Annotated in this window: 20 protein-coding genes and 1 tRNA gene; 13 read left to right on the forward strand and 8 right to left on the reverse strand. The window is 62.6% G+C overall.

Translation table 11 applies throughout. From position 1 onward, the window contains the following. The first annotated feature begins 28 nt into the window (after positions 1-28). Together KKY_RS15775 and KKY_RS15780 are read left to right on the forward strand one after the other, a co-directional pair. Positions 29-104: transfer RNA gene (locus KKY_RS15775), tRNA-Thr, on the forward strand. A gap of 76 nt (positions 105-180) precedes the next feature. Next, positions 181-465 (forward strand): YrhK family protein, encoded by a 285-nt coding sequence (locus KKY_RS15780; protein WP_014132370.1) that lies wholly within the window; start codon positions 181-183, stop codon positions 463-465. A 4-nt stretch (positions 466-469) separates the two neighbouring features. Here KKY_RS15780 and KKY_RS15785 read toward each other — a convergent pair whose 3' ends face one another. Both KKY_RS15785 and KKY_RS15790 read right to left on the reverse strand, forming a co-directional pair. Next, positions 470-1,234 (reverse strand): N-acyl amino acid synthase FeeM domain-containing protein, encoded by a 765-nt coding sequence (locus KKY_RS15785; protein WP_014132371.1) that lies wholly within the window; start codon positions 1,232-1,234, stop codon positions 470-472. Positions 1,235-1,321: 87 nt separating this feature from the next. Further along, on the reverse strand, positions 1,322-3,640 hold the full coding sequence (locus KKY_RS15790; RefSeq protein ID WP_014132372.1) for a putative bifunctional diguanylate cyclase/phosphodiesterase: 2,319 nt from the start codon (positions 3,638-3,640) through the stop codon (positions 1,322-1,324). 230 nt (positions 3,641-3,870) lie between these two features. Between KKY_RS15790 and KKY_RS15795 the strand changes: the two genes are divergently transcribed. After that, positions 3,871-4,158: a 4a-hydroxytetrahydrobiopterin dehydratase gene (locus KKY_RS15795; RefSeq protein ID WP_014132374.1), complete on the forward strand. Its 288-nt coding sequence runs from the start codon at positions 3,871-3,873 to the stop codon at positions 4,156-4,158. Here the strand turns inward: KKY_RS15795 and KKY_RS15800 are convergent. Further along, on the reverse strand, positions 4,155-4,730 hold the full coding sequence (locus KKY_RS15800; protein ID WP_014132375.1) for a hypothetical protein: 576 nt from the start codon (positions 4,728-4,730) through the stop codon (positions 4,155-4,157). The two genes, KKY_RS15795 and KKY_RS15800, sit on opposite strands and share 4 nt — an antisense overlap. Further along, positions 4,727-5,260, reverse strand: a complete 534-nt coding sequence (locus KKY_RS20590; protein WP_014132376.1) for a hypothetical protein — start codon at positions 5,258-5,260, stop codon at positions 4,727-4,729. The genes KKY_RS15800 and KKY_RS20590 overlap by 4 nt, the downstream gene beginning before the upstream one ends. 232 nt (positions 5,261-5,492) lie before the next feature. Here KKY_RS20590 and KKY_RS20595 point away from each other — a divergent pair, with 232 nt between their 5' ends. The 8 genes from KKY_RS20595 to KKY_RS15845 all read left to right on the forward strand — a co-directional run bounded on the left by KKY_RS20595 (position 5,493) and on the right by KKY_RS15845 (position 16,905). Continuing rightward, on the forward strand, positions 5,493-5,969 hold the full coding sequence (locus tag KKY_RS20595) for a tellurite resistance TerB family protein (RefSeq protein WP_014132377.1): 477 nt from the start codon (positions 5,493-5,495) through the stop codon (positions 5,967-5,969). A 328-nt stretch (positions 5,970-6,297) separates the two neighbouring features. After that, positions 6,298-6,603 carry a YggT family protein gene (locus KKY_RS15815; protein ID WP_014132379.1) on the forward strand — a complete coding sequence of 102 codons (306 nt, stop codon included), beginning with the start codon at positions 6,298-6,300 and terminating at the stop codon, positions 6,601-6,603. Next, entirely contained in the window at positions 6,600-6,920 is a 321-nt protein-coding gene (locus KKY_RS15820) for a DUF167 family protein (protein WP_014132380.1), read from the forward strand. Before KKY_RS15815 ends, KKY_RS15820 begins: the two co-directional genes overlap by 4 nt. A 285-nt stretch (positions 6,921-7,205) precedes the next feature. Further along, positions 7,206-9,338, forward strand: a complete 2,133-nt coding sequence (locus KKY_RS15825) for a sodium-translocating pyrophosphatase (RefSeq protein ID WP_014132381.1) — start codon at positions 7,206-7,208, stop codon at positions 9,336-9,338. Between the two features lie 200 nt (positions 9,339-9,538). Next, positions 9,539-14,296 (forward strand): NAD-glutamate dehydrogenase, encoded by a 4,758-nt coding sequence (locus tag KKY_RS15830; RefSeq protein ID WP_014132382.1) that lies wholly within the window; start codon positions 9,539-9,541, stop codon positions 14,294-14,296. A 109-nt stretch (positions 14,297-14,405) separates the two neighbouring features. Beyond that, a complete protein-coding gene (gene ppa, locus KKY_RS15835; protein WP_014132383.1) occupies positions 14,406-14,936 on the forward strand; it encodes an inorganic diphosphatase in 531 nt (176 codons plus the stop codon). A 128-nt stretch (positions 14,937-15,064) separates the two neighbouring features. Then, positions 15,065-16,474, forward strand: a complete 1,410-nt coding sequence (gene leuC, locus KKY_RS15840) for a 3-isopropylmalate dehydratase large subunit (RefSeq protein ID WP_014132384.1) — start codon at positions 15,065-15,067, stop codon at positions 16,472-16,474. Next, positions 16,474-16,905, forward strand: a complete 432-nt coding sequence (locus KKY_RS15845) for a metallopeptidase family protein (RefSeq protein ID WP_014132385.1) — start codon at positions 16,474-16,476, stop codon at positions 16,903-16,905. The genes leuC and KKY_RS15845 overlap by 1 nt, the downstream gene beginning before the upstream one ends. Here the strand turns inward: KKY_RS15845 and KKY_RS15850 are convergent. Beyond that, positions 16,897-17,220 carry a hypothetical protein gene (locus KKY_RS15850; protein WP_014132386.1) on the reverse strand — a complete coding sequence of 108 codons (324 nt, stop codon included), beginning with the start codon at positions 17,218-17,220 and terminating at the stop codon, positions 16,897-16,899. The genes KKY_RS15845 and KKY_RS15850 overlap by 9 nt on opposite strands. A 189-nt stretch (positions 17,221-17,409) precedes the next feature. Between KKY_RS15850 and KKY_RS15855 the strand changes: the two genes are divergently transcribed. Beyond that, complete coding sequence (locus KKY_RS15855) at positions 17,410-18,585, forward strand: GGDEF domain-containing protein (RefSeq protein ID WP_014132387.1); 1,176 nt, start codon at positions 17,410-17,412, stop codon at positions 18,583-18,585. A 7-nt stretch (positions 18,586-18,592) separates the two neighbouring features. Here the strand turns inward: KKY_RS15855 and KKY_RS15860 are convergent, their stop codons facing one another. Together KKY_RS15860 and KKY_RS15865 are read right to left on the reverse strand one after the other, a co-directional pair. After that, positions 18,593-19,396 carry a COG3904 family protein gene (locus tag KKY_RS15860; RefSeq protein ID WP_014132388.1) on the reverse strand — a complete coding sequence of 268 codons (804 nt, stop codon included), beginning with the start codon at positions 19,394-19,396 and terminating at the stop codon, positions 18,593-18,595. Then, entirely contained in the window at positions 19,393-20,760 is a 1,368-nt protein-coding gene (locus KKY_RS15865) for a hypothetical protein (RefSeq protein WP_014132389.1), read from the reverse strand. Before KKY_RS15865 ends, KKY_RS15860 begins: the two co-directional genes overlap by 4 nt. 191 nt (positions 20,761-20,951) lie before the next feature. On the opposite strand from KKY_RS15865, the gene KKY_RS15870 reads away from it, so the two are divergent. After that, entirely contained in the window at positions 20,952-21,728 is a 777-nt protein-coding gene (locus KKY_RS15870; RefSeq protein WP_014132390.1) for an MBL fold metallo-hydrolase, read from the forward strand. Between the two features lie 18 nt (positions 21,729-21,746). Here KKY_RS15870 and KKY_RS15875 read toward each other — a convergent pair whose 3' ends face one another. Continuing rightward, the gene (locus KKY_RS15875; protein ID WP_014132391.1) at positions 21,747-22,052 is read right to left on the reverse strand and encodes an ATP-dependent Clp protease adaptor ClpS; all 306 of its coding nucleotides are present in this window, start codon (positions 22,050-22,052) and stop codon (positions 21,747-21,749) included. Positions 22,053-22,097 lie beyond the last annotated feature (45 nt).

A 22,097-nucleotide genomic window follows, 5' to 3' on the forward strand; every position in this document is an offset into this window, starting at 1 on the left:
AAGACGCCAATTCGCCCCGCAGGGCCAAGCCGCTTTAGCTCAGTTGGTAGAGCACATCATTCGTAATGATGGGGTCACGTGTTCGAGTCACGTAAGCGGCACCAGTTTCCCCGTTATTTGAAACATCGCCCCGTGCCTGGCGGTTGCGCATCCTGGTAGCACCAGTACAGGAGATCAATCGTGACACTGTTCGATCCGCGGGCCCGAAACCGCTCGGGGGCGCATCGGCGTCTCTATGCGCTCTATGAAGTCTGGTACACGGCTGTCGATTTTGGGGCGGCTCTCTGCTTTGTCGTCGGCAGCGTGCTGTTTTTCTCCCCGGCCAGCCAGACCCCCGCCACATGGTTCTTTCTGATCGGCTCGCTGCTTTTCGCCGCCAAGCCCACCCTGCGGCTGGTGCGTGAACTCCATTATCTCAGGATCGGCGAGATCGAAGCGCTCGCGCGGCGGCAGGACCCGCCCTGAGCGCCTATTGGGCCGGGACGAACCGCTCTTCGGCCAATGCGGCCTGACGCGCCGTGGGCTGAATCAACCCAAGATAGTGGGCGTCGGGATCGGGCCCGAACATCGCGTTGCGCTCCTGGGGAGTCGACATGAAAAACGGGAAACGGTCGGCGACCCGGTTGCGGATGTCGCTCACATCGGCGGCGTAGAGTTTGACCGGGAAATTCATCCCCGGATACTGGCTGTATCCGGCGATTTCGGTCGAGCCGAACACGCGCTTGTAAAAAGCTGCGTGCTCGTCGCGCACCCCTGAAAGGCAATAATCGGCGTTGTAATATTCGCACGCCATGGCCGCGATCCTCAGGGTGAGAAACGGCAGGGCCGGGATGGCCAGGGTCGCCTCGCGATCGGCGGTGAAACGGGAGGGGTCGATATAGGTCTTGCCCGCATCGAGCATGGCGGTGAGCAGCCCGGGATACATACGCATGCAGGGCGAATGACGGTGCTCGGCGGTTGCGAAATGCAGACGGATCGAGGAGACGAGAACGCCATCGATATAGACCCCGTGGCACATGGCATTGGGGGTGAAATCGAGGTGGTCGCGGGCAATCCCGTCGGTGTTTATCGCGATGCCGTCTTCACGCCGATAGGCTTGGTAGCGCAGCCGGTAAACCGGATCGAACTGCTCGTCGAGCCGGACGCGGCGATATTCCACGCGCTCGAGCATGTCCATCAGACTCGTGGCAAAACGCGACGTTGTGGTCTGCTGTCCGCTATCGACTTTGGCCATCGCATCACCCCGAAACAGGGCGATGTTAGTAAAGTTTTAACGATAAGGGAAAGCCCCTGGACACAAATTAACCGGGGCTGTGCGCACCTATTTGCTCACCAGCGCCGGCCGCCGTCTCTTTGCCGTGCGCGAACGGGCATCGCGCCGGTTCATGCGCGCGATAAGCTCGCGCGTTTCGGGCGCGGGAAGCGGCGTGCCGAAAAGAAAACCCTGGACCTGATCGATCGCGGTATGGCGGGCGATGGCTTCGAGTTGATCCTCGGTTTCGACACCTTCGGCGACCAGCACCAGATCGAGATCCTGCCCCAGCCGCGCCACATTGGCCATCAGCTTGAGCGAGCGGTCGCTGGTGGTGATGTCGGCAATGAACGAGCGGTCGATCTTGAGCTTGGAGAATGCCATGCCGCGCAGATAGGAGAGCGAGGAATAACCGGTGCCGAAATCGTCGAGCGCGATGCCGATGCCCTTGTCGGCCAGCGCCGCCAGCTTTGCCGCCGCCCCTTCGCGGTCTTCGATCAGGGCGGTTTCGGTGACCTCGATCTCGAGACGTCCGGGCGCGAGCCCGCTGGCCTTGAGCGCCTCGGAAACGTACCGGGTCAGATCCTCTCCGCGCAGGTCGCGCGCCGAGACGTTGACCGCAACCGAGATGGGCTGCGGCCAGAAAACACATTCCGCCGTCGCGGTCTGGAGCACCCAGCGGGTGATGGCTGAAATCTGGCCGGTTTCCTCGGCAAGCCCGATGAACACATCGGGCGCGATCGGTCCCAGTTCGGGGTGGGTCCAGCGGGCCAGCGCCTCGCATCCCACCACCCGGCGGGTCGCTGGGTCGACGAGCGGCTGATAGACCAGCTTGAGCTGATCCTCGGAAATGGCAATGGCCAAATCGTTCTTGAGGCGTTGGCGATAGCGGAATTCGCTGTCCATTTCCTCGACAAAGGCCTGGTATTGGCCCTTGCCGCGCGCCTTGGCGCGATAAAGGGCGAGATCGGCCCGGGTTATGAGATCGTCAAGACCGATCGGATGGTCCGAACTGGAGACAAAACCGATAGACGCATCGATATCGGCGCGTTCCCCGCCAACCTCGAAGGGGCGCCGCAGTATCGAAAGGATCGCTTCGACCTCCGCCTGCATGCCGTCGCTGTCGGTGTTGCGCGCCCGATAGATGACAAACTCGTCGCCACCCAGCCGCGCCAGACGCGAATCGCGGTGCATGACGGTCTGGATGCGGACGGCGGTTTCCGAAAGGACCCGATCGCCCGCCAGATGCCCGAGCGTATCGTTGACATGCTTGAAATCGTCGATGTCGATTATGGCCAGAAACACCGGCTCGCGCCGGCTGGTCCGCTGACGGGAGGCCAGTTCGGCCTGGACCTGTTCGGTGAAATAGGCACGGTTGGGCAACCCGGTGAGCCCGTCATAGCGCGCCATGAAATTGATGCGCTCCTGGGCCCGGATGCGGGCGGTGACGTTTTCAAACAGCAGCACGGTGCGGTCGCCACGCGAGGAAACGGTGACCTCGCAATGAAAATCGCCGGAGAGCTTCATGACGATCTTGCCGCCGGTCTGCTGGATGATCATGCGGTTGAGCCGATCGGCGGTCGTTTCGGGCAGGGCGCGCTTGCCGATGGCTTCCTCGAGCAGATCGGCAAAGGAGCGTCCGACCCATGACCCCTCGGCAATACCGGCAAACGTTTGCTGCGCCCGGTCATTGGCCAGCGCGATCACCCCGTTCTCGTCGAGCATGCACAGCCCGTGCTGCATGGTTTCGAGCGCCGTATCGAGCTGGCTGGCCAGCCGCGAGGCCACTGTCCGCTCGTGAACCTGGGAAAGAAGCATGCCCCGCACGTCGGCGGCCAGGAACCGGAAGCTGACCATCAGGGGGACCAATAGCGCCGCGAGCGCCAGATGGTAGCCGTCCCCGACCAGCGCCAGCCCCAGAGCCAGCGGGATCGAGATGGCCAGCGACTGGGAGGTCACGATCCTGTCGACGCCGAAATTGCGGGTCACGATGCCGATCATCGCCGCAATGGTTACCGAAATGGCCACAAGCTCGGCAAACGGATCGCGCACGAAAACCAGCGTGACAAAGCACCAGCAGCCATAGATCGAGGCCGAAATGGTGCCCTGGATCATCTGCCGGCGTTCCCAGGCCCGTGCGCCGGCGCGGTCGTCGGGCGCCGGAGGATGGTCCTCGAAGGCCAGCATGTTGTAGTAGCGCTTAGCCGTGGAGACCACAAAGGCCAGAGCCACGGCGTAGAGCACGGGCGCATCGGTCTTGAGCGCCGCCATCATCACGCCCGAAATCGTCGCCGCCATGCCCACCAGCATGGCACGCCTGTCCTTGTAGAGCGAAGCCACGATCGAGACATAGTCGAGCGTGGGCAGGTGTCTTTGGCCCTTAGGCATTGGCTTGACCGGCTTCCGCGACGTTCGGCTGGAACCACTTAGCCTTCTGGCGGTTTGCATCACATTGACAATGTCGTCCCTGCCTGCTGGTTGCAGGCACGAAGTTGCGATGTGGTAAAGAACCTCTTTACACTCCATACGCCCCGGCTCGATGGCCTGTCCCTTACCCAGGTTAAGGCCGCCACGCCGGGCAACGCCTTCATAATGCCACGGTCACGGGAAAACGCGAAATGACAGATCAAGGATCACAAACCGGGTTTGACGTCAAAACCGCCATGGCCGGTCTCGAGGGCTGGCAGGTCAGTGAGAGCGGCGCCATGGAAAAAAGCTTCAAGTTCAAGGATTTTTCCCGCGCCTTCGCTTTCATGACCAGGGTCGCCCTGCTGGCCGAAAGGGCCGGTCACCACCCCGACTGGTCCAACAGCTACAACCGCGTCGACATTGCGCTCAAGACCCACGACAAGGACGCCCTGACCCAAAAGGATATCGATTTGGCAACCGCCATCGACGCCCTTTAGACGCCGCCACCCGCTGTGGGGCGTGGGGCGCTGCGCGCCAGGGCCACCCGGCGGACGCCCAGCCAGCCCAGATAGAGGGCCAGCGCAACCGACAGTGTCTCGTGATAGGCCGGCACATCGGCGGCAAACAGCCTGACCAGATGCCCCGCCGCCAGACCCGCCGGCACCAGCGCCGCAACGGCGGGAGCGCCCGGGGCGCTCCTGAAATGAATGGCGAATGCCGTCATTCCCGCCACCACGAACACCAGCGCCAGAAGGTAGAACGGGGTGAAAACGATATCGGCATGGTGTACGGCCCCATCGGCCAGCGCCCCCAGCACGCCCGACGTCAAAACGATAATCATCACCATAGCAAACGAAAAGGCACCGAAGGCCGACAGCGCAATTCCCACCCGTCCCGACCGCGCCATGCCCGGCAGGTCCTTGAGCGTCCAGATGCCCGCTCCGGCCAGCGTCATGCCGATGGTCGCGATTGTGCCGCCCAGAACGGTGATCTGGTCGCCGGTGAGCATGATGGCTTCGCCCAGCGCCCACAGGGCACAGCCCACAAGCAGGATGACAGCAAGGATCATATACGATTTCCGGTCTTGCGCCGCTCGCGCATGGATAGCCCGAGCTGGATGAAGGTCAACGCCATGACCAGATCGATAAGCGGTTGGACGAGCGCTGGGAACGCGACAAAACTGCTCACCAGCGACATTGCGATCGAAACGGTCATCACAATTCCGATCCAGACGGGATAAAATCCCGAACCGATGAGCCATGCGGCAAGAGCCAGAGCCCCCACCAGCGTTACGGCCGCAGCGGCGATGAATGCCGGGAGCCGGGATACCGTGCCGACCGGCAGCGCGCCCTGGCTCACAGACCACGCGGCGATACCGGCAAATCCCAACGCACCCAGCCCGACCGCGACAATGGCCAGGCGCGCCAGCCGGCTCGTGCGCGCCTCGGGCCACAGCCCGGCAAAGCCGACCATGACCAGAAGCAGCGCTCCTCCCGCAATCGCGCCGCTCGGGACTGTGTGGCCGCCGGCGATGATTTCGAGCACCTCGCCGACAATGCGGAGGAGCCCACCCACGATCAATGCCCAGGCCGCAATCATCGCGCGCGGCTCCTCCCAACGCCAGCACCAGATTCACGCGGCGACCCTATCGTTTGCATCGGGAGAAAACAACGACCTCCAAATTGCCTGTGGCAGGCAAACGACATTGGAAAAAATCCTTGCTCACGAGCGCGTAAGGACGCTTGAGCGGGGCCCCCGCGATCCTTACCCTAGAGCGCGATCCGAGGTTCTTGATGTGTGGCGCGTCGAGCCCGGCAAAGAGGTGTGGTCAATGTTCGATTCCCTGGCAAAGCTGTTTCGGCAACCCGAAAAGGGCGCGGCACGGCCGACCGATCCACGCCTTGCGGTGGCCGCCCTGCTCGTGCATCTGGCATCGGTGGACGGCACCGCCAGCCCCATCGAGGCCAAGGCCATCGCCAACGCGCTCAAGGACTATTACGGGCTCGATGAGACCGAAGTTAAGCGCCTCGTCGCCGAAGCGAGGCGGCGCGACCGCGATGCCGTCGATTTCTATCAGTTCACCTCCAAGCTCTCCCAGCTCGAGGAAGCCGAAAAGATCGAGATTATCCGCATGATGTGGCAGGTGGTGTTTGCCGACGACACCAATCACGAGCTCGAGGACAATATGGTCTGGCGCGTGGCCGAGCTGATCGGAGTATCCTCACGCCAGCGCACCATCCTGCGCAATCAGGCAAAGCGGCCCACGACCCCGCCCGATCTCAATCCCGAAGGCGACGAGACCGCGTAAGGTTTTGCATTTTGCAACGCCTCCGCCTTGCAAAATGCAAGGGCGGCGGGGATGGTCGGGTCGCACAACTCAACATATTGAGGCAAATCGTCAGCGACACGCCCCATATTGGGTAACCATTTGTTGGCACGGTCCATGCATTGTAAGCCCCTGTCCGGATCTTTGTGTGTTGCGTACCGGGCGAACTCTTGCAAAGGCCCGAACCTCGCGTAATTGAGGCGGGCCTTTTTTCTTTGCCTGTGGCAAAGGACGGCCATCAGATCGCCACACCCATTTCCATAAGCGATTTCGCGCTCTATATAGAACCGATTGCATAAAGGGACCGCCAATGCTGTTTGGGCTTTTACAATTTGTCGACGTGGTCTTGAGCCTCGTCATCTTCATCATGATCGCCCAGGTGATCGTGAGCTGGCTTTTGGCCTTCAACATCCTCAACATGTCCAACCAGTTCGTCGCAACGATCGCCAACGCGCTCTGGCAACTGACCAATCCGCTCCTGGCACCCATCCGGCGCCTGCTGCCCAATTTCGGCGGCCTGGACATTTCCCCGATCGTTCTGTTCCTGGCGATCTATTTCATCAGGCTGGTGATCCTCTATCCGCTCATGCGTCAGGTCGCCATGCAGGGGCTGTGACCGGCCCCACCTTTTATACTCTTCTTGCCGATGGCGCGCGGGTCGGCCTGCGCGTCACCCCCAATGCCGACGCGAACCGGATCGAGGGTGCCCGGATCCGCGCCGACGGCGCCTGCCTGCTCGCCGTCAGGGTGTGCGCCCCGCCCGACAAGGGCGCGGCCAACACGGCAGTCATCGCCCTTCTGGCCAAGGCGCTTTCCCTCCCCAAATCCGCCCTCACGCTTGCCAGCGGACAGACCAGCCGAACCAAGGTGATTCTGGTCCGCGGCGAACCCGGCCCCCTGTTTTCTGCGCTGGAAAGCCTGGCTGCCCGATAGGTCAACATTGATGCCTGCCGAACTTTATTGCAATTCAAGCCGGTAGATACAAATAAGCCAGCAATACTGACCAAAATAAAGCACAAGAATAGAGGATTGCCTCTACGTTGATCTTGGGCCATCCTCGGCCCCGGCCGCAATAAATGCGGGTCTTTGCTGTCGCCAGGGGAGAGGAAATTTTGGCGACGGCCAGAGAAGGGAAGAAAACCGGTCCGGTCCGGGGATTGGCCATCGTGCCGAATCCGTCAGGCGCCGGTCCGTGCGCAAAGTGAGGGGAATATCACTATGACTTTGGCCTTATGGCTGATCGTTGCCTGTGGCGTCCTGTCGGTCGTCTATGGCGTCGTGACAACGCGTTCGCTTCTGGCCGCCGATGCCGGCAGCGCGCGCATGCAGGAAATCTCGAACGCGGTCCGCGAAGGCGCTACCGCCTACCTCAGACGCCAATACACCACCATCGCCATTGTCGGCGTGGCGATCCTTGTCGTGGCCTGGCTGCTGCTCGGCATTTACGCGGCGATCGGGTTTCTGATCGGTGCGGTGCTCTCGGGGGCGGCCGGCTTCATCGGCATGCACGTTTCGGTGCGCGCCAATGTGCGCGTCGCCCAGGCGGCGACCACCTCACTGGCCGGCGGGCTGGACCTCGCATTCAAGTCGGGGGCGGTAACCGGATTGCTGGTCGCCGGCCTGGGCCTGCTCGGGGTCACCGTCTATTTCCTTGTGTTGCTGGCCGTCGGGTTCGACGCCACCGACCGCATAGTGATTGACGCTCTGGTTGCGCTTGGCTTCGGCGCCTCGCTGATTTCCATTTTCGCCCGGCTTGGCGGCGGCATCTTCACAAAGGGCGCCGATGTGGGCGGCGACATGGTGGGCAAGGTCGAAGCGGGCATCCCCGAGGACGATCCGCGCAACCCCGCCACCATCGCCGACAATGTGGGCGATAATGTCGGCGACTGCGCCGGTATGGCCGCGGATCTGTTCGAGACCTATGTGGTGACCATCGTCGCCACAATGGTGCTGGCCGCGATCATTTTGCCACTCGATCTGAAACTGATCGGCATGGTCCTGCCCCTCGCCATTGGCGGGGTGTGCGTTCTGACCTCGATCGCCGGGACCTATTTCGTCAAGCTCGGCGCCTCGGGCAACATCATGGGCGCGCTCTATAAGGGCGTCATCGCCACCGGCGTGCTCTCGCTGGTCGCGCTGGTTCCGGTCATGTGGCTGATCTTTGGCGACATGGGCCGCTCCATTGCGGTCGGGGACATCGCTTTCACCCCCTGGGCACTCTATGGGTGCGGGGTGGCGGGTCTCGTCATCACCGGGCTGATCATCTGGATCACCGAATATTACACAGGCACCGACCGGCGCCCGGTCAATTCGATCGCCGAGGCCTCGATCACCGGCCATGGTACCAATGTGATCCAGGGGCTTGCCGTTTCGCTCGAATCCACGGCCCTGCCGGCGCTTGTCATTATCGCGGGCATCATCGTCACCTATTCGCTGGCCGGACTGTTCGGCATCGGGGTTGCGGTGGTCACCATGCTGGCGCTGGCCGGCATGATCGTCGCTCTCGACGCCTTCGGGCCGGTGACCGACAATGCCGGCGGCATTGCCGAAATGGCCGGCCTGCCCGATGAAGTGCGCAAGAACACCGACGCGCTCGATGCCGTGGGCAACACGACAAAGGCAGTGACCAAGGGCTACGCCATCGGTTCGGCGGGCCTCGGCGCGCTGGTGCTGTTTGCCGCCTATACCCAGGATCTGGCCTATTTCATCGGTGAAGCGGTGGAAGGCGACTTTTATTTCGGCGTCGGGGAAATCAGCTTTTCGCTGGCCGATCCCTATGTGGTGGTCGGGCTGTTGTTCGGCGGCTTGTTGCCGTTCCTGTTCGGCGGCATGTCCATGACCGCCGTGGGCCGCGCCGCCCAATCGGTGGTGGTCGAGGTGCGCCGGCAATTTGCCGAAAAGCCCGGCATCATGGCCGGCACCGAAAAGCCCGATTATGGCCGGGCCGTCGACATGCTGACCAAGGCCGCGATCAAGGAAATGATCGTGCCCTCGCTGCTGCCCGTGCTCTCGCCGCTCGTGGTGTTCGGGGTGATCCTTTTGATCGCCGGCAAGGCGGCCGCATTCGCCGCTCTGGGCGCCATGTTGCTGGGCGTCATCGTTACCGGCCTTTTCGTCGCCATTTCCATGACCGCGGGCGGCGGCGCCTGGGACAACGCCAAAAAGAGCTTCGAGGACGGGTTTACCGATTCGACCGGCCAGACTCACTATAAGGGATCCGAGGCCCACAAGGCCTCGGTGACCGGCGATACTGTGGGCGATCCCTATAAGGACACAGCCGGTCCTGCCGTCAACCCGATGATAAAGATCACCAATATCATCGCTTTGCTGCTTCTGGCCGTGCTCCATTAAGGAAGCGGACCACAAACCGAAAGAGCCGGGCAACCCTGCCCGGCTCTTTGCGTTAAATCGATGGCTGCCGGCTCGAAAGGGCAGCGAAGCTGACAGATACCAACGTCTTATGTCCTTGAATCCTAAAGCTGATATTGGCTTTCCCGCGACAAGGGCATAAGCTCTCCACTATACCGGAAGACGTTGAGGGACGCCGGGAGATGATCGACACCACCCAAGCCCTGCGCCCCTGGCGCGACCGCCTGATCGCCCTGAGGTCCGAAAGGCCGGACCTGGCGCGGTTCGTGACCAACGCGCTGCGCTCGGCCGACGAGCAGGATTTGCTGCTTTATCCGCCCCCGACCCTTGAAACGCTGCTCGAGACGGCGTTTTCCCATATCGGCCAACGCACCCCGGGCAAGGCCGAGATTCGCATCTGGACGCCCGATCCCGAAATGATTTCGGGAGTGACGATCATCGACATCTATTCGGCCGATACCCCCTTCATCGTCGATTCCGCCCTCGCCGCCATCAGGGCCGCGGGCGGCTCGATCCGGTTCATGACCCATCCCGCCGTCGTCGTGGACGACACCGTCACCCCCTGGCGGGTGATCGAGGAGACCGAAGGCGCCCGCAAGGAAAGCGTGCTCCAGGTCCATATCGACACACCGTCCGACCCCCATGCGCTCTCGGTGATTTCCGAGGAACTGACCCAGACCATGGCACAGGTCCGCGCCGCGGTTGTCGACTGGCGCGACATGCTCGAGCGCCTGCGCAATGCCGTGGTCGCCTATCGCGCCCACCCGCCCGCCATGCGCGAACAGGCCCTGACCGAGGCGATCCATTTTCTCGCCTGGCTGGCCGATCACAATTTCACCTTCCTGGGCATGCGCGAATACCGGCTGACCGGGGAAGGCGAGGACCGCACGCTCGTGCCCCTCGAGGGATCGGGCCTGGGCATATTGCGCGACCCCGACTACCTCTATCTGCGTCAGGGCACGCGCTACGTCCATATGAACGGCCAGCACCTTGCTTTCCTCGCCACCGACGAGCCCCTGATGGTCACCAAGGCCAACAGGCGTTCGCTTGTGCACAGGCGCGTACATATGGATTACGTGGGCATCAAGACCTTCGATCCGGACGGCACCATCACCGGCGAACTGCGCATATTGGGGCTTTTCACATCCGCCTCGCTGGCCACCCCGGTCCACGAAGTGCCGCTGATCCGGCGCAAGATTGCCGAAGTGATGCGCCAATCGGGTTTCGACCCGCGCTCGCACGCCGGCAAGGCGCTGATGAACACGCTGGACAATTACCCTCGCGACGAGCTGTTCCAGATTTCCCAGAACGAGCTTTTCGAATTCGCCAATGTGATCGCCACGTTGCCGGACCGCCCCAGGGTACGGGTTCTTCCCCGCATCGACAGGTTCGACAATTTCGTTTCGGTGCTCGTTTACCTGCCGCGCGACCGCTTCGATTCCAACGTCCGGGCCCGGATCGGCGAATATCTTGCCACCCGTTATGAAGGTCGGGTTTCGGCCTTTGCCCCCGACTTTCCCGAAGGTGACCTGGCGCGGGTTCATTTCATTATCGGGCGCAATGGCGGCCCCACGCCCCGCCCCGATCGTGAAGCGCTGGAAGCTGAAATTTCCGAACTGACGCGCACCTTTGCCGACCGCCTGCTTTCGGCGGCACCCCGGCCCGGCGACATCGCCGATTATGCAAGCGCCTTTTCCGCCGACTACCAGGTGGCCCACTCCCACGCCGATGCGCTCGACGACATCGCCGTGTTCAAGGCGCTCGGACCGGACAATCCGCTGGCCGTTCGCCTGAGCCGGGGGACCGAGGGGCCCGCCAGCCTGACGCTCAACGTCTATCACAGAGCCGATCCCATTCCCCTCTCGGCCCGCGTGCCCATGCTGGAAAATTTCGGATTTTCGGTGATCGACGAGCGCACCTACACAATACACCCGCTCGGCCCGCAGCCCCGCTTTTTGCACGCCATGTCGATAAGGACCAGCGACGGCACAGAAATCGATCTCGGTGAAAGCGCACGGCGCATCGAGGACGGAATACTGGCCGTCTCCAGCGGGTTGGTCGAAAATGACGGCTACAACCGGCTCACCCTCACAGCCGGGCTCGGCCACACGGACGTCGCCATATTGCGCGCGCTTGGACGCTATCTCAAACAGGTCGGCATCGCCTGGTCGCAGACCTACATCTGGACGGCGCTTTCGGTCCATCCGGCTACGGCCAGCGCGCTGGTCGAATTGTTTCACACCCTGCATGATCCCCATATCGATGCGGACCGCGAAGCCGCAGCCCAAACGCTGCGCGCTGAAATCGCCGCCGGGCTCGAAACCATCACCTCGATCGACGAAGACCGGATCATCCGGCGGCTGCTCAACCTGATCGAAGCGAGCGTTCGCACAAATCTCTATCAGCGCGTAGACGGCAAGCCGCGCCCGGCACTGGCCATCAAGTTCGACGCGACCCGGCTCGAAGGCATCCCCCAACCGCGCCCGTGGCGGGAAATCTTCGTTTATTCCCCACGCGTGGAAGGCATCCACATGCGCGGCGGGCCGATCGCCCGTGGCGGCTTGCGCTGGTCGGACCGTGCCGAAGATTTCCGCACCGAAATCCTGGGACTGGTCAAGGCGCAGATGGTCAAGAATGCGGTGATCGTGCCGGTCGGCGCCAAGGGCGGATTCGTGCCGCGCCTCATGCCGGCCAGTCCCGACCGCGACACCTTCCTGGCCGAAGGCACGGCCTGCTACAAGATTTTCGTTTCCAGCCTGCTCGATGTGACCGACAATCTGATCGGCGATACCGTCCTGCCGCCCGAGGAGATTTTCAGGCGCGACGGGGACGATCCCTATCTCGTTGTCGCTGCCGACAAGGGCACGGCGAGCTTTTCCGATACGGCAAACGCCATATCGGAGTCCCGCGATTTCTGGCTCGGCGATGCCTTCGCCTCGGGCGGATCGGCCGGCTACGACCACAAGAAGATGGGCATTACCGCCCGCGGTGGCTGGGAGGCGGTCAAGCGCCATTTCCGCGAAATCGACATCGATATCCAGACCCAGCCCTTTACCGTGGCCGGCGTCGGCGACATGAGCGGGGACGTTTTCGGCAATGGCATGCTGCTATCGCCAAAAATCAGGCTGGTTGCCGCCTTCGATCACCGCGATATCTTCATCGATCCCGACCCCGACATCGAAAAAAGCCTAGCCGAGCGCGAGCGGCTGTTCGCGCTACCGCGCTCGAGCTGGCAGGACTATGATGCCGCGCTGATTTCTCAAGGCGGCGGGGTGTTTTCGCGCCAGGCCAAATCCATTCCTCTGTCGCCCCAGATGCAGACGCTGCTGGACCTGACCGGGGTCAGTGCCTCGCCAAGCGAAATCATGTCGGCGATCCTGCGGGCCGATATCGACCTGCTCTGGTTCGGCGGCATCGGCACCTATATCCGCGCAACCGATGAAACCGACGCGTCGGTGGGCGACAAGGCCAATGACGCCATCCGGGTTCCCGCACAGGCGGTGCGCGCCAAGGTGATCGGCGAGGGCGCCAATCTCGGGCTCACCCAGCGCGGGCGCATCGAATATGCGCTCAACGGCGGGCGCATCAACACCGACGCCATCGACAATTCCGCCGGTGTCAATTCGTCGGACCTTGAAGTCAACATCAAGATCGCGCTGTCCGATATGGTGCGCTCGGGCAGCCTGGCGATAGAGGACCGCAACAGTTTTCTCGTCGAAATGACCGACGAGGTTGCCGAGCTTTGCCTGCGCAACAATTATCTGCAGACCCTTGCCCTGTCCCTCGCCCAACGACGCGGCATGACCGATTTTCCCGACATGGTCGATTTCATGGACGAACTCGAGGCGGCCGGGGAGCTCGACAGGGCCGTCGAATACTTGCCTGACGATGCGATGCTGGCCGAACGGGCGGCGAGCGGGGCGGCGCTGACCCGGCCCGAACTCGCAGTGCTGCTCGCCTACGCCAAACTGACACTCTATGGCGATCTGCTCAAATCCCCGGTGCCCGACGATCCCTATCTGGCGCGCGAGCTGTTCCGCTATTTCCCCGAAACGCTCAAATCGCGCTATCCTCAAACCATCGAAAACCACCGCCTGCGGCGCGAGGTAATCGCAACGGTGCTCTCCAATGCGATGATCAATCGCGGCGGACCCGCTTTCGTCACACGATTGACCTCGATCACCGCAGCCGAGCCCGGCGCCGTTGCCTTTGCCTATGCGGCGGCCCGCGACAGTTTCGATCTGGCAGGGCTCAACGCCGCCATCGACGATCTCGACACCCGCGTATCGGGCGACACCCAACTGGCCCTCTACGCCGAAGTCCAGGGTCTGCAGGTGAGCATGGCCCTGTGGTTCCTGCGCAACGAGGATTTTTCCGGCGGGCTTTCCGATATGATCGAACGGTATCGGGCCGGCATATCGACCATAAGGGCGGCCCTTTCCGACCTCGTCTCTCCCTTCCTGGCCGAGGCCGTTGCCAGCCAGGAACAGGGCTTTGAGGCCGGGGGTACGCCACCCGATCTGGCCCGCTCCATTGCCGCGCTCTCGGTCCTCTCGCTGGCGCCCGATGCGGTGCTGGTGGCGCACAAATGCAATGCCGAGGTGCGCGATGCCGCCAGGGCGATGTTTGCGGTGATCGAAATGTTCAGGCTGGGCCGGCTGACCGAACAGGGCGCGGCCATCGATGCCGCCGACCGGTTCGACCGCATGGCCATCGACAGGGCGCTCGCCAACCTCACCCGGGGCCTGCGCGATCTGACGACCGACATCCTCTCATCCGGTGATGGGCCGGTCGAGGACCGGATCGCGGCCTGGAAGACCCCGCGTGCGACAACGATTTCGCGCATGGGGGAAACCGTGGCCGACCTGATCGCCGGCGATCTGACGATTTCGAGACTTTCGGTCGCCGCCGGGCTGCTCAGCGATCTGGCGCGGAGCTAGAGCCCGTCACCTTCGCGGCGGCCGATCCCGAAACACCTTGCAATTGCGCCGCCCCATAGGCAAAAAGCTGCCGGACTCCCCCTCCCCAAAGTTCAGGACTGAACGGCAAATGAATATCGACGCGATCCCGGCGGGCAAGAACCCGCCCGAAGACCTCAATGTCATCATCGAAGTGCCCCTGGGCGGCGAGCCGATCAAATACGAGATCGACAAGGATTCCGGCGCGCTGTTCGTGGACCGCTTTCTCTATACGCCCATGCGCTATCCGGGAAATTACGGCTTTGTGCCCCACACGCTGTGCGGCGACGGCGATCCGCTCGACGTCATCGTGCTCAATTCCCGCCCGCTGGTGCCCGGTGCCGTGGTGCGCTCGCGCCCGGTCGGCGTATTGTTCATGGAAGACGACGGCGGACAGGATGAAAAAATTCTCGCCGTTCCCGTGTCCAAGCTCACCCGCATGTATGATGGGATCAACGACGTGACCGATCTTCCCGAAATCCAGGTCGAGCGCGTCAAGCATTTCTTCATGCACTACAAGGATCTCGAGCCGGGCAAATGGGCCAAGATCGAGCGCATCGGCGGCGTCGAGGACGCACGCAGGGTGATCGTCGAGTCCATGGAAATGGCCAAAAAGGGTTGAACCCTTCGCCCCTCGGCCACGCTTCAATCCATCGCCCGCAACTCTTGACCCAATAGGGGTTGCGGGCGTAAAACAGCCAACCGTACCCGCTGGTACGGATACCTCACGAGATATGGATTGACGGCCCGATGAGCGCAAAGACCCTCTATGACAAGATCTGGGACGACCACGTTGTCGCATATAACGAGGACGGCACAGCCATTCTCTATATCGACCGTCACCTCGTCCACGAAGTCACGAGCCCGCAGGCGTTCGAGGGTCTGCGCCTGTCCGGCCGCAAGGTGCGCGCGCCCGAGCGCACGCTGGCCGTCGTCGATCACAACGTTCCCACCTCCGATCGCACCCACGGGATCGACGACCCGGAATCCAAGATCCAGGTCGATACGCTGGCCAAGAATGCGGTCGATTTCGGCGTCGAATATTACAACGAGCTCGACATGCGCCAGGGCATCGTCCACATCGTGGGCCCCGAGCAGGGCTTTACGCTCCCCGGCATGACGATCGTCTGCGGTGATAGCCATACCTCGACTCACGGCGCGTTCGGCGCGCTGGCCCACGGCATCGGCACCTCGGAAGTCGAGCACGTTCTGGCCACCCAGACGCTGATCCAGTCCAAAGCCAAGAATATGCGTGTCACCGTCAACGGCTCGCTGCCGGACGGGGTGACGGCCAAGGACATCATCCTCGCCATCATCGGCGAGATCGGCACCGCCGGCGGCAATGGCCACGTCATCGAATTTGCCGGCCAAGCCATCCGCGAGTTGTCCATGGAAGGCCGCATGACGGTCTGCAACATGACGATCGAAGGCGGGGCTCGCGCCGGGCTGATCGCCCCCGACGAAAAGACTTTCGCCTATGTCAAGGACCGCCCGCGCGCGCCCAAGGGCAAAGCATACGACATGGCGCTCGATTACTGGAAATCGCTCTATACCGACGAAGGCGCCACATTTGACAAGGAAGTGGTGCTCGATGCGGCCAATCTGCCGCCGATCGTTTCCTGGGGCTCATCCCCCGAAGACGTGATCTCGGTGACCGGCGCCGTTCCCAATCCCGATGACATCGCCGACGCCAACCGGCGCGCATCGAAAAAGCGGGCGCTCGAATATATGGGGCTGACCGCCGGAACGAAAATCACCGATATCGAGCTCGACCGGGTGTTTCTGGGCTCGTGCACCAATGGGCGCATCGAAGACCTGCGGGCCGCCGCGGCGATCGTCAAGGGCCACACGGTTCACCCACGTGTCAACGCCATGGTTGTCCCCGGTTCGGGACTGGTCAAGGCGCAGGCCGAAGCCGAGGGCCTCGACAAGATCTTCATCGCAGCCGGATTCGACTGGCGCGAACCGGGCTGTTCGATGTGCTTGGCCATGAACGCCGACAAGCTGGCACCGGGCGAGCGCTGCGCCTCGACCTCGAACCGCAATTTCGAGGGCCGCCAGGGCTTTAAGGGCCGCACGCACCTGGTCTCGCCCATCATGGCGGCCGCCGCAGCCATCAAGGGCCATTTTGTCGATATCCGCGAGTGGCCCACCGCCTGATGGCCGAGCCGTCCCAGGGCGATGCAAAACTGTGGGGGCCGCTGGCGGCCCCTTCCCTCGATGACATCGAGGCACTGGCCATCGAAGCGCTCGAGGCACTGCCCGAGCCGTTCAGGTCCATGTCACGCGGCGTCGAATGCCGGGTCGCAGAGTTTCCGACCGAAGAAATCTGCAAGGACATGGACCTTGAGAGCCCTTTCGACCTGATGGGCCTGTTCGAGGGGATCGGGATGACCGATGACGGCATCATCCCCCAGACCGGCCAGATGCCCAACCGGGTCTGGCTCTATCGGCGCCCCATCCTCGATTATTGGGCCGAGCACACCGACACGCTGGGCGAAATCGTCACCCACGTTCTCGTTCACGAGATCGGCCACCATTTCGGGCTTTCCGACGACGACATGTACGCCATCGACGATGGACTACGCTGAATCTTCGGCCTCGCCGCGGCTCATGAAACGGTAATCGGCATAGGTATCGCCTTCGAGGTCATCATCGACCACAAGCACAAGGTCCTGCGCCTTGAGCGCTGCATACCAGGTGTCCCAATCGACGAGATCGAAATGACTGCCCGGCCGGTCAGGGCCTTCGTTCGAATCGGCATTGAGCATGTGCTGGTCGAAAGTCAGCCCTAAAAGATGCTGTTCCCTGCCACCTGTGTCCGGCATGTCCGCCATGATCGGGTTCCCGCCCCGGGCCTCCGTCCATGCCCTTATATCCTGGAGTTCACTGAGCACTTTTGCCATTTCCGCCTTCTCCAATTTCCGTGCTTTGCCTGACAACGGCCATCCCGCCGCAAGCGTTGCGACAAACATGGGCTTGGCAGAGCCATGCCGAACGGGTTACGCCAGTTCGCCGGGCTGTTCATGGCGTGGCACAATGACTAGCCCCCGGCCCTCCAGCGGGGGCGCCAACGAATTTTGGACCAGCCTACCATGACCGGCGCGTTGCTTGTATTTTGGGTTATCGTCGCCCTTTGCACCATCAAGGCCGGTGCGTTTCTGGCCCTGGCCCGCTTTGACCCCAAAAACCGGGGCGCCGTCTGGTTTGCTGCGGCCTTTGCGGCCGCCGCTACCAGTTTTCTCGGCGAGATTGTCCTAACCACCGGCTTTTACCCCGGACCGACGCGGATGGTGATCGCCCTGGCCATGGTCGCCATGTTCGTTCTCGTCTCCTATGGCTTGGCCATCCGATACCGCGTCGACCTGCATCCCGGTGGTGGTTGGGCCATCGTGGCCGCATCCGCTCTGCTCTACTGGCTCATTCTGGACCTGCCGCGCGAGGATTTCGTTCGCCAGTTCCTTTACCAGATCCCCTATGCGCTCCTGAGCCTTCTTTCGCTGTCGGTCATCTGGCGCTCGCGCGCGAAAAAGCGACACGACTGGTTGTTTATCTGGCTTTTCCTCGCCCTGGCGCTGCATTTCCTGGCCAAGCCCTTCCTCGCGCTCTGGACCGGTGGTGTCGGAGCAACAGCTACAGGATTTTCCAGCACGGTCTATGCCGGACTTTCAACGGCATCGGGAGCCGTCCTTCTGCTGATCCTGGCGACCGGCGGGCTGGCACTCATGCTCAGCGATACGGCAGGCCGCCTGATCCAGAAGGCCGAACGCGATGCCGAGACCGGCCTGCTCAACCGGGAGGGCTTTACCACCCACGCCGAGCGTCGGACGTTGGCGCTGGGCGAGACCGAGCCGGCCGAACATATTGACCTGACCCTGACCCTGATCGCCATCAAGGCGACCGCGCAGGAACATCCCGCCGCCTTGCCATTAAAGGCGATGGCCAAGCTGATCGCCGATAACGTCTCGAACGATGCTCTGGTGGGGCGCATGGCCGACCGCGATTTCGCTATCCTTTCCCCCCAGACCAACCTGATGGCCGCGCGCCGGGCCGCAGAAGCCCTGCGCATTGCGGCCGGTGAACGCCTGAGCATGCCGGACCGGATCGTCACACTGAGCATCGGGATCACCGAGCGCGAAAAGGGCGAGGTCTATGCCGATTTGCTGGCGCGCGGCCTATGGGCCCTCGATGAAGCCGAACGGGCCGGCGGCAATTGTGTGCGTCTGGCGGCCCGCTCCAGTTTCGGCGTGGCCGCCATCCGACGGGGATAGGGCCGGTTCAGGATAGCGCGGCGAGCCGCGTCTGCTCCATTTCTTCCATGGTGAGAAAGTAGAGCCGGTCCGGGGGCGTTTCCATGGCATTGATCCATACAAGGGGATCGATGTCCATTTCCTCGAGATAGCGTGCAATGCGCGCCGTCACCGACTGGGCGTCCGACATGGCCTGCGCCGACCCGATCTGATCGCCGCCGGCACCCGCATAGATCTGGTGGACGCCAACGGCCGCATTGTCAGATACGATCCGCTCCACACCGCCGGCCAGCACCAAAGGGCAGGACGAGCCGCATAAGGCGCCATCGCCAACCGCAGTGTCAAAGCCGTTTTCCCGGATCAGCCTTCCGATGACCAGCGCATCCTCGACCGACCCGCCGGGCGAATTGAGCGCCACGGTTTCCACGTAATCGCCCCGTCTCCCGATTTCATCGGCAAAGCGCGTGGCCGCGCCCGGAACGATGGTGCCCGAAAGCATCAGCACGCCACCATCGACCAGTTCGATCGAAAGCGGCTCGGCGAGTTGTTCGGGCGGCGTCGTGATATGTTCGAGCGGCCGATAGGCGGGATTGTCCGGGTCGATTTCGGGCCGGTCAACGGCCGGCAGCAGGGGATCGCCCGGGGTCACCGCCAGATCGGCGGGCCGGATCGCATTGAGCTCGAAATAGTCGCTGGCCAGGACCCATGCCGCGCCGGCCAGCATGGCAAAGAACACCGTCTTGAGGATCATTCCGTCCTCAATCGAGGCAAGTCTGTCGATAACCGCCCGCCCCGTGCTTTTCCGTGGCGCCGGGGTGCCAAGGGTGCTCATGGCCGGGCCGGGCCGTCGCCGCGCTTGCGCTGGAAGGCGGGAATGGTGGTGACGGTGTCGTCCTGGGCCTCGGCCTCAGGAGGATTGCTGGTTTCGGCCCGTTCGGCCGGCTCAGGCGGAACGAGCGGCTCATCCTCGGGTTGGGCTTCTGGCTCGACCCGCTCGGGAGGTGGCGCGCTGGCCATCATCTGATTGTGCAGCGCCACGGCGCGCATCATGTCGGCGGCAGTCAGCGTTTCGGCATCGTCGAGCGCCTCGGCATCGCGACGCATGGCCTCATGAGCCACCGCCAGCAGCAGAACCAGAACGACCGGCAAAAGATCGATCGATATGGCACCGGCCCAGGAGGGGAGGAAATCGGAGGCATAGCGCAGCACCGCTTCGGCGCTCGAGAGCGGCACGAAGCGGCGTGGCTCGACACGCGGTTCGTCAATGATCGCCTGGGCCGCTTCGCTCAGCGCCGTGGATTGGGCCGATACCGCCTCACGGATATTGGCCATGGCCGCATCCTGGCGGACCACAAGCCCGGCGCTCTGTCCATCGGCGACAGGGGCGATGAACCCGAGCGAAAGATCTTCGGCAGCCCGCGCCACCGATGGCGCCACCGAGGTTTCCTGCAAGGCGGCAATGACCCCGGTCAGAGCGACGATCTCGGCGGCGAATTCATCGGCGCGCGGTTGCACGGCCCCCGGCGCCGATACCAGCTCGCGCATAACGCTCAGGCGTTCCGAACCGGTCTGGAAGAGTTCGTTGACCCGCGCCTGCGAGTTGGAGATCGAAGCACCCAGCGAAGTCATCTGGGCGCTCATCTGGCTCAAAAGCTGCACGACCGAGCCCGAGCCCGCCGATCCGGTCAATGCGCCCCCGCTGCGCTCCTCATCGGCCAGAGTGGCAAACCGATCCGCCGCCCGCTGCACGTCGGGCAGGAGCGATTGCGCGCCCAGCGCATTGGCATGGGCAGCATCGAGATCCCCGGTATAGTCCTCAAGCGTTACGGCCATGTGCTGCTCGAGCGCAGCCGAGCCGGCGAGAGCGGCGGCGTTCAGCCAGGAACTCATCGCAACGATCATCACAGAGCCCAGCGCCATGACCACCGTCATCGCGAGCCGTTGGCTCATGGTGCGCATGAGCGGCAAGAACCGCATCATGTAGCTCCAGAACACATAAATGCCGACCGACACGGCGACCGAATAGATGATCGCGGCGAAAAACACGAAATTGGCGTCGCCGTCGAGAAGCCCGCGCACCCCCAGATAGGTGTAAACCCCACTGGCCAGCGCCAGGACCGCCAGCGCAAAGCGCGTTGTGGTTTCAAGACCCCTGATCGTCTGCCCGATGCGGGCGGCGTTGTTCTGGCTCGGCATTGAAAAATCCCCTGGGCCCATAGCCCGCGTCACACCTGTTAAGGCGAGATTAACAGGCAAATACCGGCGAAATCGAGATCAGTTTTCACGGCGCATGATGCTCGCGTTATTGTGAATGGCGGCCGGTGATCTTTTGCCGGATGGCGGCGTTGGTCGTTGTTGACCATTTTTCTGCCCTGAGGAGGCACGCAATGACCGTAACCCGCCGTCAAACACTGGGCCTGGGCCTATCGACCCTGGCCGCACTCGGTGTCACCACAGTCCTGCCCCGGACCGCGTTCGGCCAACAACCCGAGGGCGACCTCTATCCCTCCGACGCCGGCGACTTTTTCGTCCATCCGATCTCCCATGCCTCGCTGGTGATCGAAACGCCATCGGGCGTGATCTATGTCGATCCCGTGGGCGGCGCCGAACTTTATTCCTATCTGCCGCCGCCCGACCTAATCCTCATTACCCACGAACATGGCGACCATTTCGACCCCGAAACGCTCGAGGCTATCGTCGCCGAGGGTACCGAAATCATTGCCAATCCGGCAGTCCATGCAATGCTGCCCGAAGCGCTGGCATCCAATGCGCGGGAAATGGCCAATGGCGACAGCGACAGCTTCGGCGACATCGAAATCGAGGCGATCCCGGCCTACAACACAACCGAAGACCGGCTGCAATATCATCCGCAGGGTCGCGACAATGGCTATATCCTCACCATTGGCGGCAAGCGCGTCTATATCGCCGGGGATACCGAAGACATTCCCGAAATGCGGGCGCTCGAGGATATTTCCGTTGCCTTCGTGCCCATGAACCTGCCCTTCACAATGTCCGAAGAGCAGGCGGCATCGGGCGTTGCGGCATTCCTGCCGACCTATGTCTATCCCTATCACTACCAGGAGAGCGACATAGACCTGTTCGAGCAATTGCTGATGGAAGAGGCGGAAGGCGGCACCGAAGTGGTGCGCGGCGAGTGGTATTAGGCGCGCTTTGACCGGGCCCTATTCTTCGGGCTCGGTCGTGACCATGAGCGGAAATCCGAACTGCTGGGACAATTCGATGGCCTCATCAGCCTTGGTCTCGGCGATTTCCTTGGTGTAAACCGCGATGACCGCGGCGCCCTTCTGGTGCGCGGTCATCATGATCGATTCCGCCTGTGGCTCGGCGAGCCGGAAAACCGATTCGAGAACCTTCACCACAAATTCGCGCGGCGTGTAGTCATCATTGATGAGAATGACCTTATGCAGTTTGGGCCGCGCGGTCTTGAGCTTTGTCTGAGTGCGTTGCTTGGTCGAAGTATCGCTCATGACGGCACCTCTTAAAAAATGGGTGGAGCGGGCCTCTTAATATAG

The organism is Pelagibacterium halotolerans B2, from assembly GCF_000230555.1.
GTDB lineage: Bacteria > Pseudomonadota > Alphaproteobacteria > Rhizobiales > Devosiaceae > Pelagibacterium > Pelagibacterium halotolerans.

Excerpts from the sequence above, each read along its gene's own strand:
- KKY_RS15785 (WP_014132371.1), bottom strand. The coding sequence starts at position 1,234 with ATGGCCAAAGTCGATAGCGGACAGCAGACCACAACGTCGCGTTTTGCC.
- KKY_RS15790 (WP_014132372.1), bottom strand. The coding sequence starts at position 3,640 with ATGCCTAAGGGCCAAAGACACCTGCCCACGCTCGACTATGTCTCGATC.
- KKY_RS15795 (WP_014132374.1), top strand. The coding sequence starts at position 3,871 with ATGACAGATCAAGGATCACAAACCGGGTTTGACGTCAAAACCGCCATG.
- KKY_RS15800 (WP_014132375.1), bottom strand. The coding sequence starts at position 4,730 with ATGATCCTTGCTGTCATCCTGCTTGTGGGCTGTGCCCTGTGGGCGCTG.
- KKY_RS20590 (WP_014132376.1), bottom strand. The coding sequence starts at position 5,260 with ATGATTGCGGCCTGGGCATTGATCGTGGGTGGGCTCCTCCGCATTGTC.
- KKY_RS20595 (WP_014132377.1), top strand. The coding sequence starts at position 5,493 with ATGTTCGATTCCCTGGCAAAGCTGTTTCGGCAACCCGAAAAGGGCGCG.
- KKY_RS15815 (WP_014132379.1), top strand. The coding sequence starts at position 6,298 with ATGCTGTTTGGGCTTTTACAATTTGTCGACGTGGTCTTGAGCCTCGTC.
- KKY_RS15825 (WP_014132381.1), top strand. The coding sequence starts at position 7,206 with ATGACTTTGGCCTTATGGCTGATCGTTGCCTGTGGCGTCCTGTCGGTC.
- KKY_RS15830 (WP_014132382.1), top strand. The coding sequence starts at position 9,539 with ATGATCGACACCACCCAAGCCCTGCGCCCCTGGCGCGACCGCCTGATC.
- ppa (WP_014132383.1), top strand. The coding sequence starts at position 14,406 with ATGAATATCGACGCGATCCCGGCGGGCAAGAACCCGCCCGAAGACCTC.
- leuC (WP_014132384.1), top strand. The coding sequence starts at position 15,065 with ATGAGCGCAAAGACCCTCTATGACAAGATCTGGGACGACCACGTTGTC.
- KKY_RS15845 (WP_014132385.1), top strand. The coding sequence starts at position 16,474 with ATGGCCGAGCCGTCCCAGGGCGATGCAAAACTGTGGGGGCCGCTGGCG.
- KKY_RS15850 (WP_014132386.1), bottom strand. The coding sequence starts at position 17,220 with ATGGCAAAAGTGCTCAGTGAACTCCAGGATATAAGGGCATGGACGGAG.
- KKY_RS15855 (WP_014132387.1), top strand. The coding sequence starts at position 17,410 with ATGACCGGCGCGTTGCTTGTATTTTGGGTTATCGTCGCCCTTTGCACC.
- KKY_RS15860 (WP_014132388.1), bottom strand. The coding sequence starts at position 19,396 with ATGAGCACCCTTGGCACCCCGGCGCCACGGAAAAGCACGGGGCGGGCG.
- KKY_RS15865 (WP_014132389.1), bottom strand. The coding sequence starts at position 20,760 with ATGCCGAGCCAGAACAACGCCGCCCGCATCGGGCAGACGATCAGGGGT.
- KKY_RS15870 (WP_014132390.1), top strand. The coding sequence starts at position 20,952 with ATGACCGTAACCCGCCGTCAAACACTGGGCCTGGGCCTATCGACCCTG.
- KKY_RS15875 (WP_014132391.1), bottom strand. The coding sequence starts at position 22,052 with ATGAGCGATACTTCGACCAAGCAACGCACTCAGACAAAGCTCAAGACC.